This window comes from Longilinea arvoryzae (assembly GCF_001050235.1).
GTDB classification, from domain to species: Bacteria; Chloroflexota; Anaerolineae; order Anaerolineales; family Anaerolineaceae; genus Longilinea; species Longilinea arvoryzae.
Window position 1 is genome coordinate 3,662,291 of the sequence record NZ_DF967972.1, and the last position, 14,183, is coordinate 3,676,473.

General features: G+C 56.7%; 13 protein-coding genes. 6 read left to right on the forward strand and 7 right to left on the reverse strand.

Features of this window, described 5'->3' with window-relative positions; genetic code table 11:
- Positions 1-170 precede the first annotated feature (170 nt).
- Positions 171-392 (forward strand): hypothetical protein, encoded by a 222-nt coding sequence (locus LARV_RS16445; protein ID WP_075074663.1) that lies wholly within the window; start codon positions 171-173, stop codon positions 390-392.
- Positions 393-398: 6 nt separating this feature from the next.
- Here LARV_RS16445 and LARV_RS16450 read toward each other — a convergent pair whose 3' ends face one another.
- The 4 genes from LARV_RS16450 to LARV_RS16465 all read right to left on the reverse strand — a co-directional run bounded on the left by LARV_RS16450 (position 399) and on the right by LARV_RS16465 (position 4,216).
- Positions 399-2,069: an ABC1 kinase family protein gene (locus tag LARV_RS16450; protein ID WP_075075273.1), complete on the reverse strand. Its 1,671-nt coding sequence runs from the start codon at positions 2,067-2,069 to the stop codon at positions 399-401.
- Positions 2,070-2,093: 24 nt separating this feature from the next.
- A complete protein-coding gene (locus tag LARV_RS16455) occupies positions 2,094-3,074 on the reverse strand; it encodes a PH domain-containing protein (protein WP_075074664.1) in 981 nt (326 codons plus the stop codon).
- Between the two features lie 121 nt (positions 3,075-3,195).
- Positions 3,196-3,696: a hypothetical protein gene (locus LARV_RS16460; RefSeq protein WP_075074665.1), complete on the reverse strand. Its 501-nt coding sequence runs from the start codon at positions 3,694-3,696 to the stop codon at positions 3,196-3,198.
- Positions 3,697-3,853: 157 nt separating this feature from the next.
- Positions 3,854-4,216, reverse strand: coding sequence for an RNA recognition motif domain-containing protein (locus LARV_RS16465; RefSeq protein ID WP_075074666.1), 363 nt, complete (start codon positions 4,214-4,216; stop codon positions 3,854-3,856).
- A 345-nt stretch (positions 4,217-4,561) separates the two neighbouring features.
- On the opposite strand from LARV_RS16465, the gene LARV_RS16470 reads away from it, so the two are divergent.
- From LARV_RS16470 to LARV_RS16480, 3 genes are all read left to right on the forward strand, one after another.
- The gene (locus LARV_RS16470) at positions 4,562-6,301 is read left to right on the forward strand and encodes a GAF domain-containing sensor histidine kinase (RefSeq protein ID WP_172797902.1); all 1,740 of its coding nucleotides are present in this window, start codon (positions 4,562-4,564) and stop codon (positions 6,299-6,301) included.
- 159 nt (positions 6,302-6,460) lie between these two features.
- A complete protein-coding gene (locus LARV_RS16475; protein WP_075074668.1) occupies positions 6,461-6,865 on the forward strand; it encodes a response regulator in 405 nt (134 codons plus the stop codon).
- Between the two features lie 28 nt (positions 6,866-6,893).
- Positions 6,894-7,409, forward strand: coding sequence for a GNAT family N-acetyltransferase (locus LARV_RS16480; protein ID WP_236709996.1), 516 nt, complete (start codon positions 6,894-6,896; stop codon positions 7,407-7,409).
- A gap of 61 nt (positions 7,410-7,470) precedes the next feature.
- Here the strand turns inward: LARV_RS16480 and LARV_RS16485 are convergent, their stop codons facing one another.
- Both LARV_RS16485 and LARV_RS16490 read right to left on the reverse strand, forming a co-directional pair.
- Positions 7,471-8,916, reverse strand: coding sequence for an extracellular solute-binding protein (locus LARV_RS16485; protein WP_075074670.1), 1,446 nt, complete (start codon positions 8,914-8,916; stop codon positions 7,471-7,473).
- Between the two features lie 36 nt (positions 8,917-8,952).
- The gene (locus tag LARV_RS16490; protein ID WP_075074671.1) at positions 8,953-9,576 is read right to left on the reverse strand and encodes an NUDIX hydrolase; all 624 of its coding nucleotides are present in this window, start codon (positions 9,574-9,576) and stop codon (positions 8,953-8,955) included.
- A 458-nt stretch (positions 9,577-10,034) separates the two neighbouring features.
- Between LARV_RS16490 and LARV_RS16495 the strand changes: the two genes are divergently transcribed.
- Entirely contained in the window at positions 10,035-12,734 is a 2,700-nt protein-coding gene (locus tag LARV_RS16495; RefSeq protein WP_075074672.1) for a valine--tRNA ligase, read from the forward strand.
- A 163-nt stretch (positions 12,735-12,897) separates the two neighbouring features.
- Positions 12,898-13,434: a glycosyl-4,4'-diaponeurosporenoate acyltransferase CrtO family protein gene (locus LARV_RS16500; RefSeq protein ID WP_075074673.1), complete on the forward strand. Its 537-nt coding sequence runs from the start codon at positions 12,898-12,900 to the stop codon at positions 13,432-13,434.
- A 119-nt stretch (positions 13,435-13,553) separates the two neighbouring features.
- Here the strand turns inward: LARV_RS16500 and LARV_RS16505 are convergent, their stop codons facing one another.
- Entirely contained in the window at positions 13,554-14,183 is a 630-nt protein-coding gene (locus LARV_RS16505; RefSeq protein ID WP_075074674.1) for a GNAT family N-acetyltransferase, read from the reverse strand.

A 14,183-nucleotide genomic window follows, 5' to 3' on the forward strand; every position in this document is an offset into this window, starting at 1 on the left:
CTACGTAATCGATTCAGCCGCGAGTCAACGGGTTGCCTGCTTGACTCGCGGCTTTCGATATCCCTATAATGGAGTCGCATGAGTTCACAGGTATGCCACAGATTGAACGGTAACCGTAAAGAATCTTGATCCTTCTTTTTCCCGGGGTGATATTGACTGGAGGTACTGGTATGGCAGAGGACAAGAAAACCCACTGGGACGATCCCAATTTGCAGGAAGCGCGTGAACACTTCAAGACAGCTCGAGAAGCTTTTCGGAAAAGCGCGGAGGCCTGGATGCCGCCAGCTTTCCTGGAAAATCGGCGCAAGATGCGCAAAGAGATGCTGCTCGGCCTGCGCAGCCTGATCGATACAGCCATCGAGTTGACCGAAAAACACGAAAAGACCGCCTGATGGACCCTATCGCGGCCAGATGACCCACACCAACGTCAACGCCGCCAGGCTGGCAAACAGACCTGCCAGCGTCAGGTCACCGGCTGCATAGAATTGCACGGCGCTCAATAATAACGCGGCAAAAATTACCGCCCCGGACAGCCGGTTTATGTTTTGATTCAAACGGTCGATTCCCCGTTTCACCTCTGGCACGCGTACTTCCAGGTTACCCTGTTCCATACGCGCCGCCAGACGCTCCATTTTTTGCGGCAGTGAAAACAGAGCCTGCGCGAACACACCCAACTCGGCCAGCCAGGTCTGCAAACGGCTGCCGCCTTCCTCGGCCACCAGCTTTTGCGCGAAGGGGCCGACGCTGGTCCAGGCATTGAAGTCCTGGTCGAGGCCGGTGCACAAACCCGAAAGGATACTCAGGCAGCGCACCAGCAGGACGATATTTTCTGGAACCTGAAAGGGCATTTCATAAATCAGGCTTTCGAATTCGTGCAAAAAAGCGAACAATTCATCCTTGGATAAATTGGTGATCTCGGGCGCAGTCATGCCCCAAAAGCGATCGAACACCCGGCTGCCCGCCCGCTGGAGCAGTTCGATGTCCGCGCCCGGCAGTAATACCCCCAACATTTGATAGGCTTTCACAATTCGGGCTGCGTCCCGCGTGCCGACGGCGATCAACAGTTCACGCAGGCCTTTCATCTGCCCGGGCGTGACCTCGCCGGTCATGCCAAAATCGACGAACACCAGCAGCCACTCGGGTCGGGTCTGCCCTTCCCGAACGGCCTGCGGGTGAACGAACAAATTTCCGGGGTGCGGATCGGCATGGAAGAAATGGTCGTCATAGATCTGCTTCATGTAAGTCTGAAACAGGCGCTGCGCCACCTCACCCCGGTCGATTCCGGCCGCATCGATACGCTCGTAATCGGTAATCTTGATCGCCTGGACGTCCTCCAGGGTTAACACGCGTTTGGTGGTGGTTTCCCAGTACACCCGCGGAACGTAGACGCCCGCGTAACCCGCAAAATTCCCGGCAAACCGCTCGGCGTTCTGTCCCTCGTGCAGATAATCGATCTCTTCGTAGAGCGATCGACTGAATTCAACCAGCAGTGCCGGGACATCGACGTGTTTGCGAATAAAGCGAAAATGTTCCACCCATCCACCGACTACACGCAGCGCGGCCAGATCGGTCTCGACGATCTGAGGAATATTGGGGCGCTGGACCTTTACGACCACCGGCCGGTCGGTCTCGGCTTCATCCTCCGACAGGTGCAAACGAGCGCGGTGCACCTGCCCGATTGAAGCCGAAGCGACGGGTTCCTCTTCGAACAGGGTAAATAATTCCGACAGCGGTTTGCCCAGCTCACTTTCTGCGACGGTCCGGATGTCGGCAAACGCCTCGGCTTTAACCTCGTCCTGCAAACCGCTCAGCTCATCCGTGATCTCGCGCGGCAGGACGTCCAGCCGCGCGGATAGGAACTGGCCCACTTTAATCATCACACCGCCGAGGTCGACCGCCAGCACGCGAAAACGAACCGCGATGCCGCGGTAGCGCGCTTTTTGGCTGCGCCTTCCAGGTCCGGGCAGGCGCAGCCAGGGTAGAAAAACGTCCCAAAATCCCACGTTCAACAACACGCGGGCAAAAAACCACAAGATTCGGCGGTATCGACTCTGGTATAGTGTGGTCATCATCCTCCCGCCGGCGGCGTTTGATTATTCCTTCGGATGCGTGGCAATGACAGCTTCGATGCGTTCGGCCAGGTCGAGATAATCCTTCAAATCATGCAGGTAAATTGGACCGTTTTCGCCATTGGCCGCCAGCATAACCGTCCCCAGTCCGAAGATCCGCTCCAGCATATTCTGCCGGTAACTGATGCCCTGGATCTTATTCAACGCGATACTTTTTTGCGCGCGTGAGACCAGGCTGTCTTCGATGATCAACCGGCGGGTGGTAAGAATATACCTTGTGAATAAATGCTGCAAGATGCGCACGGCAATTGCGCCGATCAGGAGCGCCAGAACCACCAGCATCGACATGAACAGCACGATCGGGTCCATGGCACTGATACGATCCACCCACGGGAATAAAATGCTCACCAATGCCACCGCCGCTGCCGCGATGAGAATGCCCACCAGTAAGACCGGGATAACAGAAGGCTTGGTTTTCAGGACGATTTTTTCCAGCGGACGCGCGGCCTGCCTTTCCTCTTCGAGATTCAGCGGTTGGGTCTTCTCTCTGGGCTCGCCTTCCTGCGCCTGTTCCAGTCCGGAAAGGGTCTGGATTTCTGCCGGTTCAGCGGCCCCGGTTTCTACTTCAGTTGTGTACGACTCAACGGTAAAAGTCGACGGAGCGTCCTCGAAAGTTTCCCATTCGAGGGGTTCCATCTGCGGAGCAGACTGGGCAGTCTCTTCGCTTGCGGCAATCGGCTCGGAGGCTGGAGGCTCGGGCAAATGGACGCCTTTGGCCTTCAATTTCGCGACTCCTTTGGCTGCCAGTTCATGGGTTGGGTCGATGCGCAGAACCTGCTCCAGACATTCCAGGCGGTCCGTATCCGCATCGACCGCGCCCGAAAGCCACAACCATGCCTGTAAATCGTCGTTGTTTTCCTGCAAGGCGGCCACGAACAATTGTTGCGCTCGCGTCTTCTCGCCTGCCTTAAGTGCTGCGATCCCATCCTTAATTCGTTGGTTCATTACAAGCCTCCCCTCATAGGCTGAATGATGATTTAATTAGTTTAGCATAACTCTATACATTTTGGATCAACGAAAACGGGCAGCCTGTCGCTGCCCGTTTTTGGAATTCAATGATCGTGGATCAAGGATTGGTTTGTGGGACGCTTTCCCACCGGCCGTGTCCGCCCCCGCCCAGGCAGTTACCGGCGCCCATGGCTCCACCCCGGGATTTCATCCAATCCGCCTGCTCCTGGGTGATCAATCCCTGGCTGACGGCTTCATCCAAAACGGTATTGTGAATTTCCACCCGCGCGGCCTGGAATTCATCCGCCGTCAGGCCCTGCGATACCGCAATATCGTACATCGTCTCGCCGGCATCCAGGCGCTGGTCGATCACGTCGACGCTCAACCCGAGCTTGTCTGCCCAGGCCGCAATCATCAGATCATGCATCGGTCCCGGCTGGCCATCGTTTGCCAAACCCATCCGGCTGGTGCCGCGTCCGCCGCCCATCATCCCATAACCCGGTTGCTGCCCTTGCTGGAGAGGCGTCGCTGGCGCCTGAGCATTGACCAACCCATAGACGCCCAAAACAGCGCCTACCAAAACCACTCCGATCAAAACACCGACGAATATCTTACCCATATTTTTCTCCTATCGAATCGTTTTATTTGTCGATGTTTGAAGAATACAAAAACCTTGTGAAGATCTTATGAAGTTGTTACGAAGACCCTGTGAATTAAAAATATTCACCCGGAAAGGATCTTTCCGGGTGAATATTGATCATTTGACTGCTCAGCAATTACCAGGTCCGGCGTCCGCCGCCCGTTCCGCCGCGGCGATCATTGCCGTATCCGCCGCCGCCGCTACCAGAACGGTATCCGCCGCCAAAGCCACCCCGATCGCCGCCGGGACGGCGTTCTTCGCGCGGGCGAGCTTCATTTACGGTCAGAGCGCGGCCGTGGAAATCTTTGCCATTCATGCCGGTGATCGCGGCGCGGCCAGCATCGTCCGACCCCATCTCAACGAACGCAAAACCACGAGACTGCCCGGTCAACTTATCTTTGATGATGGAGACAGAGACTACTTCGCCGAAAGCTTCGAATGCCTGCCGAAGTTCGTCTTCGCTCGCCTGGTACGATAGATTGCCAACGTAGATGTTCATGCAGAAAACTCCATTTGCCCTGCAAGGCGGGAACAGGTCTACCCATCGGAAAAGAAATCGGCCGGTAACCAGCCGGCAAAAGGAGGTGGCACATCCTCGGCAGGCGAAATTCTCATCAGTGGGCAGTCAATGAGCCAAAAAGAAAGCGAAAACCGCACACGACTCTCCGTGTGCCCGAATGAGTATTTCTTAGCGGTTTTCTCTCACGCATTTTATTGTACCAAATCTATCAAAAAATGTGTATCTAAAAATGGAACTATCTATCAATTTGTCAAGGGTTTTATTGAGTAAAAATTGCGGTATACTCATTTTTATTCCACGGTCCGTGCTCAAATCGGTGTCATTTTGAGTTCGACGCCTTCGTCTACCTATTCGAGTGACTTTCCAACCTCCGGGCAAGCGATCAACCGTTTGATTGCCGAACACTCCAATCGCCTGGCGGCTTTGTTGACCATTCAGCAGGATATCGCCGGGCATCTGGATCCGCTCGACCTGCTGCAGCGGATCGCCGATGAAGCCCGCCGCTTGACCGCCTCGAAAAACAGCCTGGTCTTTTTACCCAAGGATGAATTTCTGGAGTTGGCCGTCATCTCCGGGCCGGAAGAGAATATTTCCCCGATCGGTCACCGGTTGCCCATCCAGGCCAGCCTGTCCGGCGAGGCCTTTCGCAGTCAAAAGATCGTTTATGCCCAGGATGTTCCAACCGATCCCCGCGCGGTCCACGACGTTGGCGTGAATTCCTATTTGGTCGCGCCGCTCATCTTCGAGCACCAATCCATCGGAGTATTGGGCGTAACCGATAAAGTCGGAACGAATTACACGCCTGAAGACGAATCGGTGCTGGCCCTGCTGGCCACCAACGCGGCCATCGGCCTGGAAAATGCGCGCCTCTACCAGCAGGAACACGCCGCGCGGCGCGAAGCCGAACGACGCATCGTCATTTTCTCGGCGTTGCGTGACATCCTGGCGGTTCTGAACTCCAATCAGCCCATTGAACAGGTGCTGGATTTCATCGCAGCTCAGGCGCGCGATCTGCTCAATGCCGACGCCACCATGGTCTGTCGAGCCGATATTGCCAACAATATCACCACGACGGTCGCCAGCAACAATCTGCCCCGGGAATTCGATAAAATACGGGTCACACCGTTCTATTACAGCGAGAACGACCTGCGCCTCATCAAGCGCGAACCAGTCGTGATTCCGGATATCGCCGAAGCAATGGCGCCTTTCCTGAGCGCCAAGAATGCATTGGACGATCTGCAGCACACCGGCATCGAGGCGGAAACGAAATATTTCAAAAGCCAGTTGAAAGTTCCTTTATTCGTCCAGGGCAGTATCTACGGCTGGATGACGATCTATTACCAAAATGCGCACGAATTCTCGGAAGAAGATATCCGCCTGTCCATGACGCTGGCGGACCAGCTTTCACTGGCCATCGAAAATACTCACCTGCGCACGACCCAGGAACAGGCCGCGGTAGCCGCGGAACGCAATCGTCTGGCGCGAGATCTGCATGACGCGGTGACGCAAACGCTATTCTCGGCCACCTTGATCGCGGATGTGCTGCCGCGTATCTGGGAACGCAACCCCGAAGAAGGCAAACGCCGTCTGGAGGAAGTCCGCCAACTTACCCGTGGCGCCCTGGCTGAAATGCGAACCCTGCTGCTCGAATTACGGCCCTCCGCGTTGGCCGATGCCAGCCTGCCCGACCTGCTTCACCATTTGACCGACGCTTTCATCGGACGCAGCCGCATCCAGACCGATCTGCACATTAACGGAACGATCGATCTACCCCCGGATGTGAAGCTGGCGGTCTATCGCATCGCTCAGGAAGCCTTGAATAATATTGGCAAACATTCCATGGCCAGCCAGGTGAACATTGCCATCGAAAAGACCGGCCAGCGCATGCTGCTCGAAATCAGTGATAACGGACGTGGTTTTAACCCGACCGTAAACGTCACCAACCATCTGGGCCTGGGCATCATGCGTGAGCGCGCCGAAAGCATCGACGCAAGCCTGATTATCGACAGCGGCCCTGGCAAGGGCACACACATTTTCCTCCACTGGCAGCCCCGAACGGGCTGACTGGCCTTTTGGGCAGTGTAAAGCTGATCGGCCGTCCAGTATCAAATTACAACTGGCGGGGGTATACGCGCGATCCTTATTGATGGATAATTCATACACAAAGACTTTTATTGTTAATTGTCGTTAACTTTTGCGAAAGCAAGCCAGAAGGAGCAGGAATTGCATGTTGTTTTAGCGGATCATCGGAGCGAAATACGTTCGGCTTTGCGGTTGCTGTTGGAGCAACAAGCGGACGCATGGGAGGTTCAGGGGGAAGCCTCTGACCTGTTTGAATTAGCGGTTTGCCTGAAAAAATCTTGCCCGGACATTTTATTGTTGGATTGGGAACTTCCCGGTATCTGCGCGGATCGTTGGAACCCGGACCCGGATCGCCCGACCAGCATGATTAAGAAATTACGTGAGATTTGCCCGCAAATGCGCATCGTGGCGCTCAGCAGCCAACCGGAAGAATGCCGGATGGCGCTTCAGGCCGGCGCGGATGAGATCGTGTGCAAGACCGACCCGCCTGAAATCCTGCTCGATAAGATGAAGATCAGCTCTTCCGCGCATTTTCAATCAACCTAATCACATGCCTGGCACCGGCGAACCTTTTTTGGTAGAAATATCCACCCCGCGTCTGGCGCTCTATGGTTTACAAACTTCCCACCTGAAGCGATTGGTGGAGAATCCAGAAGGACTCGAAAAAGCGCTCGGCTTTGCCATTGCGCGGGACGTCCTGACGCCCAGGGTCCAGCACGCGATCCATTCGAAATTGAAAAAGATGGAAACCGCAGCCATTGCCGATTACGCGTGGTTTACCTACTGGATGATCTGGGTGCGTGAGACCCGTTTAGGCGCCGGTTTGATCGGCTTCAAAGGTATTCCGGCCGGGCCGTCTGACGTGGAAATTGGTTACGGAATCGATCCAGCCTGCCAGAATCGAAACTACATGACCGAAGCCGTCCTCGGTCTATCGGCCTGGGCCTTCACCGATCCGCGCTGTACGGGCATTTACGCCGCGGTGCTCAAAACGAATCCGGCCTCCAGTAGAGTTCTGGAAAAAGCCGGCTTTTACTGCGTTTCCATCCGCCGCGATGAAATCTTCTGGCGGTTGCCCAGGCCAGCCTGATTCAGAAAGCCGGCCATTCCCCTCCGATATCCAGAGCGTCGGGCAACGATTTACCCTCAGATTAGCTGGCTGGCGGCGTCCCTTCCACCTCCGGGATCATTCCGTCCAGCATCCTGAGCACGTCCGGGATCTGCTCCAGCTTGACCGAAGGCAGCAGGGCCTGGTAACCGGCATCCTCCAACAGGGATCGCACGCTGCGCCAGCCTGCGTTCGCCGGTGGGGTCTGGACCTGCTCGCGGTAGGTCAGGCCGGCCCGCCATTGGGGCCGCTGCCCACCGAAGACCTGCAGATCATTGATTGCCGATTGGGTCACCGGCAGGCCGCTCGCAGATTCGGTCAGTTCGGCCAGATGCTCGGGCGCCAGCAGCCAGCGCGCAAACAACCACGCGGCGAGCTGTTCCTCGGGCGTCGTGTGAATCACTGCCAGAGAAGGCCCACCGGCAACCACCACGGGTGAACCGTCCGTCGAAGGATATGGAATCACTGTCCATTGATCCTCGATTTTCAGGCGATCCATGGTGTGCGCCTGAATCAAGGTATCTTCCAGCATGCCGCTGTAAAAAAGCGCCTGCCGATTGGCGAAGTAATCATATGGCGTGGCTAGGCGGCTCTTCCAGGCGCAGTCATCATCCACCAGCGTTCGCAGGAATGAAAACGCCGCTTCGGACTGTGTTGTAGAAAATTGATAGGAAGCCGTTTCGGGAATATAAGGAGTCGCGCCAAAACTGCGCAGCCAGCTCCACAGCGTCCCGCTGCCGGTCTCGACGATCCAACCGCCGGTGCCGTCATTGGAGATAGTCCGGTCGCTACGGTTGGCAACCGCGGCCGCGCAGGCCTGGGCGCGGAACTCGTCCGGCGTGGTCGGCGGCTGGTGATATCCCAATTCAGCCGCCCAGGTCAGGTTGTAGAACAGCAGGTTTGCATCACGCAGTAGCGGCACTCCCAGACGGACATCCCCCGAAACATCCTGCTGCCAGAAGGCGGGTAAAAAATCCGAAATTTGCTCCCCGGTCAGTCCCCACTCGGAATGCTGAACATATGAGGTCAAATCGGCCAGCATTTCTGGATTTGATTGGTGCCAGGAAAGGAGGTATTCATTCGGCGCGGCGACCAGGTTGGGCAGATCGCCGACGTCCATGCTTTCCATCTGTTGGTAGAGCGCGCCTGTCCCGCCGGCGCTCTGCGCCTTGACCTTGAAACCCCATTCGTTGCTGCGATTGAATGTATCGACCAGCAGATCGATTGTTTCGGCCGTATCACCGATCCAGGGATGCAAGAAACGGATTTGAAGTCCTTTTAGATCAGAGTTGCTTACCCGCAGGTCAGGCGGCAGCGTAGCAGTGGCAGTCGGCAGGGGTTTGGGAGTGCGGGTGGACACCGGCGTCGCGGTGGCGGCCGACGGCGCGTCGAGCCCGATCACCTGGCAGGCAGACAGGGATATCAGCAGAAAAAGGCTCACAATCTGCCAGACGCGCATACGGGAAGGATAAAAACAGGGATTTCGCATGGGGTAAGTTTACCGGTAAAGAGCTGTCCGTGCAACTCAATCGAAATCGGTCGGCAGGTCGGGTTGGTGAAGGTGCTCGAACATGCGGTGCAGTTCTTCCTCGGTGAAGCGCGCAATCGACAGCGGGGGATGGCTGTCTTCGGCGAAGAAGTCCGCCCCGGTCGTTTCGATGCTGTCGGTCGGCTGCCCGCCCAACCATTCGCAGCGGATGAATAATTTATACAGGTGGAAGATGTAGGGTGTATGGCCGTGCTGGTTGCGGTCGTAAACCGCCAGCAATTTTACGGCTTTCACCAGGTATCCCGATTCCTCCCACACTTCGCGTTCCACCGCGCGGCTGGGCGGTTCGCCGACATCGATGAACCCGCCCGGCAGCGTCCAGCCGCCATCGGCCAGCTCTTTGACCATTAAGATTTTATTGTCCCTGAACACCACGCCGCGCACATCCAGCTTGGGCGTGGCGTAACCCTTTTGCTGATCCAGCAGGTTTTGGATCATATCCACCGGTTCACCGCTGTATTCGGCCATCATTTGTTCGGCGATCCGGCGAATCTCCCGGTAGCGCTCGATTTCGAATGGATTTTTCGAAAAGGCCAACCCGCTTTGCGAAAGCGCGGATAGTTTTTGCGCCCAATCCAGCCATTTTGGAATATTATTCATCCTGCTCGTCCCGGTTCCTTTACTGGTATTCATCCATCATAATCGGATATTCGATTCCTTGACAGGCCCAAAGAAGGCATAAAGATCGAATTGACCCGTTGACAGGCGTTTTCAATGTGGCTATAATCACGCTACCAATTGAATGTGGAATGGCCAAAAGGAGTAAGCATCCCTTTTTCCCTGACAGAGACGGAGGTCGCGGTTGAGAGCCTCCCCGGGGACGCGGAGCTGAAGTCGTTTGGCGGCACTGCCGAAGAAATCCCTTTCGGGAAATTAGAACGGCACGGGTGAGCCCGTTAGCGCGAGACTTGGATGATGGTCCAGGCAGAGTGCGCCAGCCTGGCTGGCGAAATGAGGTGGTACCGCGGAAGGCGTCCCTTTCGTCCTCGAATGGATGGAAGGGCGTTTTGTTTTAAGCAAGTCGAGCCATTGTTGATTTTCCTGCAAGCGGAGGAGCCATGAGTTACGATCTACCCAAAGCCTATGATTTTAAGAGTACGGAGCAACGCCTCTACAAGTGGTGGGAGGAAAGTGGATTCTTCCAACCTGCCAACGACCCGAACAAACCCGGCTTCGATCCTTCCAAAAAACCCTTCGTCATTACCATCCCGCCCGCCAACGTGACCGGTGAGCTTCACCTGGGGCACGCCATGTTCGTCTCCATGGAAGACCTGATGGTTCGCTACCACCGCATGAAGGGCGAGCCCACCCTGTGGTTGCCCGGCACCGACCACGCCGGGATCGCCACCCAACTTCAGGTGGAAAAGATGCTGGCCAAAGAAGGCAAGACCCGCGACCAGCTCGGTCGAAAGGAATTCGAGCGCCGCACCTGGGAATGGAAGGAAAAGTACGGCAGCATCATCACCGGCCAGATCCGCCGCCTGGGGGCTTCCTGCGACTGGACGCGTGAGCGCTTTACACTGGACGCCGGGCTTTCCCGGGCCGTGCGTGAAGCCTTCGTGCGTCTCTATGAAAAGGGCCTCATCTATCGCGGCACGCGCATGATCAACTGGTCGCCCGGCCTGCGCACAGCGGTTTCGGATCTCGAGGTGGAATACTCGCAGGAACCCGGTTTTCTGTACTACTTCAAGTACGTGCTGGCCGACAACCCGGATGAGTATATCCCGGTGGCTACCACCCGTCCCGAAACCATCCTTGGCGATACGGCTGTGGCCGTGCACCCCGAAGATGAGCGTTACAAGCGCTATGTCGGCCGCAAGGTGCTGGTGCCGCTGCTCAACCGCGCGGTTCCCGTCATCGCGGATGATTACGTCGACCGTGAATTCGGTACTGGGGCCCTCAAGATCACCCCGGCCCACGACCCGAATGACTACCAGATCGGCCAGCGCTACAACCTGGAGATGATCAGCATCCTGGATAAGGAAGCCCACATCAACGCCAACGGCGGTCCGTATGCCGGCATGGATCGTTTCGAGTGCCGCAAGAAGCTTTGGGCAGACATGAAAGCCGCCGGGCTGGTGATCAAAGAAGAGCCCTATACGCTCAACGTGCCGCGCTCGCAGCGCGGCGGTGAAATCGTCGAGCCCATGATCTCGGATCAGTGGTTCGTGACCATTAAACCCCTGGCCGAGGCGGCGCTCAAAGTGGTGCGGAATGGCGAGATCAAGATCGTGCCCGACCGCTTCACGAAGGTGTATTTCAACTGGCTGGAGAACATCCAGGATTGGTGCATCAGCCGCCAGCTTTGGTGGGGTCACCGCATCCCGGTGTGGTACTGCGACGATTGCGGCAAGATGACCGTGGTGCGCGAAGACCCCACCCAATGCGCCCATTGCGGTAGCAAACACATCCGTCAGGAAGAGGACGTGCTGGATACCTGGTTCTCCTCCGGGTTGTGGCCTTTCTCCACGCTGGGCTGGCCGGATGAAACGCCCGATTACAAGTACTTCTATCCGACCTCGGTGCTCGAAACCGGTTACGACATCATCTTCTTCTGGGTGGCGCGCATGATCATGGACGGTTTGGAATTCACCGGTAAGATTCCCTTCCACACCGTCTACCTGCACGGCCTGATCCGCGACGAACACGGCCAGAAGATGAGCAAAACCAAGGGTAATGTAATCGATCCGCTGGGCGTCATGGACGAGATGGGCACCGATGCGCTGCGCTTCACCCTGCTGGTGGGCTCCACCCCGGGCAACGACATGAACCTCAGCCTGAAAAAGGTGGAGGCCAACCGCAACTTTGCCAACAAGATCTGGAACGCCGGGCGCTTTATCATCGGCTCGCTCGAAGCCGCGCCCGCCACGCCGCAGGGCAAGCCGGATTGGACTCTGCCGGATTCGTGGATTTGGGCGCGTTTGCAGACCCTGATCGCGGATGTGGAACGACTCTTCGACGGCAACCAGTACGGTGAGGCCGGCCGCCAGATCTATGAGTTCTTCTGGGGCGAGTTTGCCGACTGGTATCTGGAAATCGCCAAGCAGCAGCTCGCCGAAGGCGGCGACCGCGCCTTCTATACCGCCCAGACGCTGGTGCGTGTGCTGGATACCTGCCTGCGCCTGCTGCATCCCTTCACACCCTACGTCACCGAAGAACTATGGGGTCATCTCAAGCGCGCCGCCCAGGAACGCTCGGAGCTGTTCGCGCCCAAGGACGGTTGGGAGGACGCGCTGATCATCGCCAGATGGCCGGAGGCGCAGGCCGCCGAAGGCTGGGAAGCGGCCAAAGTGGCTGACTTTACGCTCATCCAGGATACCGTGCGCGCCATCCGCAACCTGCGCGCCGAAAAGAAGGTCACCCCCGGCAAACGCATCCCGGCCACCATCGTGTGCGGCGATCGGTTGTCCATCTTTCAATCCCAGGCGCGCACGCTGACCGCGCTGGCCGCGTTGGACCCCGACAACCTGACTCTGGTCCAGTCCCTGCCCGAAAAACCCCAGGGACAGGTTTCGCTGGTCATCTCCGGCATCGAAATCTTCCTGCCGCTGGCCGGCCTGGTGGATGTGGAAAACGAACGCGCCCGCCTGCAGAAAGAACTCGCGGATACCCAGGCGCAGATCGAACGCCTGGAGACCCTGCTCTCGAGTTCCTTTGGCCAGCGCGCCCCCGCCGCCGTGGTGGAAAAGGAACGCCAGAAGCTGGCTGCCTTCCAGGAGACGGCCGCCAAACTCAAGAATCAATTGGCGAGCCTATAATCGTCGCAGAATTCAACAAAGGTGTGGTTCTCCGGAGCCACACCTTTTTGATTCTCCGTATCGGGTGGCATACATGCTGATCAGCCTGAAGTATTAACGTTATTCTGATACTTCCATAGTATTATTTACAAAGTAAAATTAATTGCAAGAGAGAAGATGTACCATGAATACGGCCGAATTATCAAACGGTGAATTATTCTTCGTGGATTTGATGTATATGCTGATCATCCAGGCAGTGATTGGCTTTATTTCTGCCCACCTTCCCAATCGGATTCTCAATCCGCGGCGAAGAGCGTATCAGCCACGCAAGTGGGAAAAAGAAGGCAATTTCTACCAGCGCGTCTTTCACATCAAGAATTGGAAACCGCTGGTCTGGGATGCAGGTAAGGTCTTTCAAAAGGATTTCAAGAAAGACCACGTCGACGCGACCAATCCCATGAGTCTCGAACGCTGGATTGTCGAGACCTGCCGCGCTGAATGGTGTCATTGGGTGACCTTCGTCCTGATCGTCCCCTTGTTTTCATTCAACCCGCCGGGCATGAGCTTCTTCTGGTTGATCTACGACTCTGTGCTCAACCTGGCTCCGATCATCGTTCAACGCTATAACCGGCCGCGACTGATGCGCATGCTGCAGCGCCTGGCCCAGCCTCCGGTCGCCCATGGAACAACTGGGGCCGATACGCCCGCGACCGCTTCGTAAGGACGAAGAGCCGTCCAAAGAAAAAAGAAAAATAAAGCTTCCACCCAGGACGCGACCCGTGTGTCTGTACCTGACACGGATGTCGTCTCAGAGTGGAGGTAACTTTTTCGCTCGACCGCCTATAGAATTCGTCTGCCGGCGGCATCGTAAGCTTGAATCTGGCTTTTGGCCGCCGGGCTCGATGGATAATCTTCCGAGAACAGCGTCCAGATCATCGCATCCGTCCAGACCTCGTCGCTGAAATGAAAACGCTGGCGCAGGGTTGCCTCGTAGGTGTAGCCCAGTTTACGCGCCACGTTGGCGCTCGACCGATTACGGGGATCGCAGTGAATTTCCACTCGTTTCACCCTGTCGATTTCGAAAGCCACGCGCGTCAGGGCAGCGCTGACCTCGGTCGCGTAACCCTGACCGATTTCCTGGGCGTGGATCCAGTAGCCGATCTCCCGCGCACCTTCCCCCACCCGGGTATGCAGTCCGGTTCCGCCAACCACGCGACTTTCATCCGCCGAGAAAATACCGTAAACGAAATCCTCGCCGCGATCGAACAATGAACGCCAGCGTTTGATACGATCGATCTTCTTTTCGATTTCCTCCGGTTCGTTGTATGCCCAGGGCATAAACGGCTTGAGGTGCTCGATGCTGGCCTCGATGGCCGCCTTCATCAGCGGGGCATCCTCCGGATTCCAGCAGCGAACGACCAGCCTTTCGGTGACGATGCGGTAAGCGGGTCCGGGTATCGATGGGGTCAT

What these genes read in the sequence shown, in the direction of transcription:
- LARV_RS16445 (WP_075074663.1), top strand. Translation starts at nt 171, where the DNA reads ATGGCAGAGGACAAGAAAACCCACTGGGACGATCCCAATTTGCAGGAA.
- LARV_RS16450 (WP_075075273.1), bottom strand. Translation starts at nt 2,069, where the DNA reads ATGACCACACTATACCAGAGTCGATACCGCCGAATCTTGTGGTTTTTT.
- LARV_RS16455 (WP_075074664.1), bottom strand. Translation starts at nt 3,074, where the DNA reads ATGAACCAACGAATTAAGGATGGGATCGCAGCACTTAAGGCAGGCGAG.
- LARV_RS16460 (WP_075074665.1), bottom strand. Translation starts at nt 3,696, where the DNA reads ATGGGTAAGATATTCGTCGGTGTTTTGATCGGAGTGGTTTTGGTAGGC.
- LARV_RS16465 (WP_075074666.1), bottom strand. Translation starts at nt 4,216, where the DNA reads ATGAACATCTACGTTGGCAATCTATCGTACCAGGCGAGCGAAGACGAA.
- LARV_RS16485 (WP_075074670.1), bottom strand. Translation starts at nt 8,916, where the DNA reads ATGCGAAATCCCTGTTTTTATCCTTCCCGTATGCGCGTCTGGCAGATT.
- LARV_RS16490 (WP_075074671.1), bottom strand. Translation starts at nt 9,576, where the DNA reads ATGAATAATATTCCAAAATGGCTGGATTGGGCGCAAAAACTATCCGCG.
- LARV_RS16495 (WP_075074672.1), top strand. Translation starts at nt 10,035, where the DNA reads ATGAGTTACGATCTACCCAAAGCCTATGATTTTAAGAGTACGGAGCAA.
- LARV_RS16500 (WP_075074673.1), top strand. Translation starts at nt 12,898, where the DNA reads ATGAATACGGCCGAATTATCAAACGGTGAATTATTCTTCGTGGATTTG.
- LARV_RS16505 (WP_075074674.1), bottom strand. Translation starts at nt 14,183, where the DNA reads ATGACCCCATCGATACCCGGACCCGCTTACCGCATCGTCACCGAAAGG.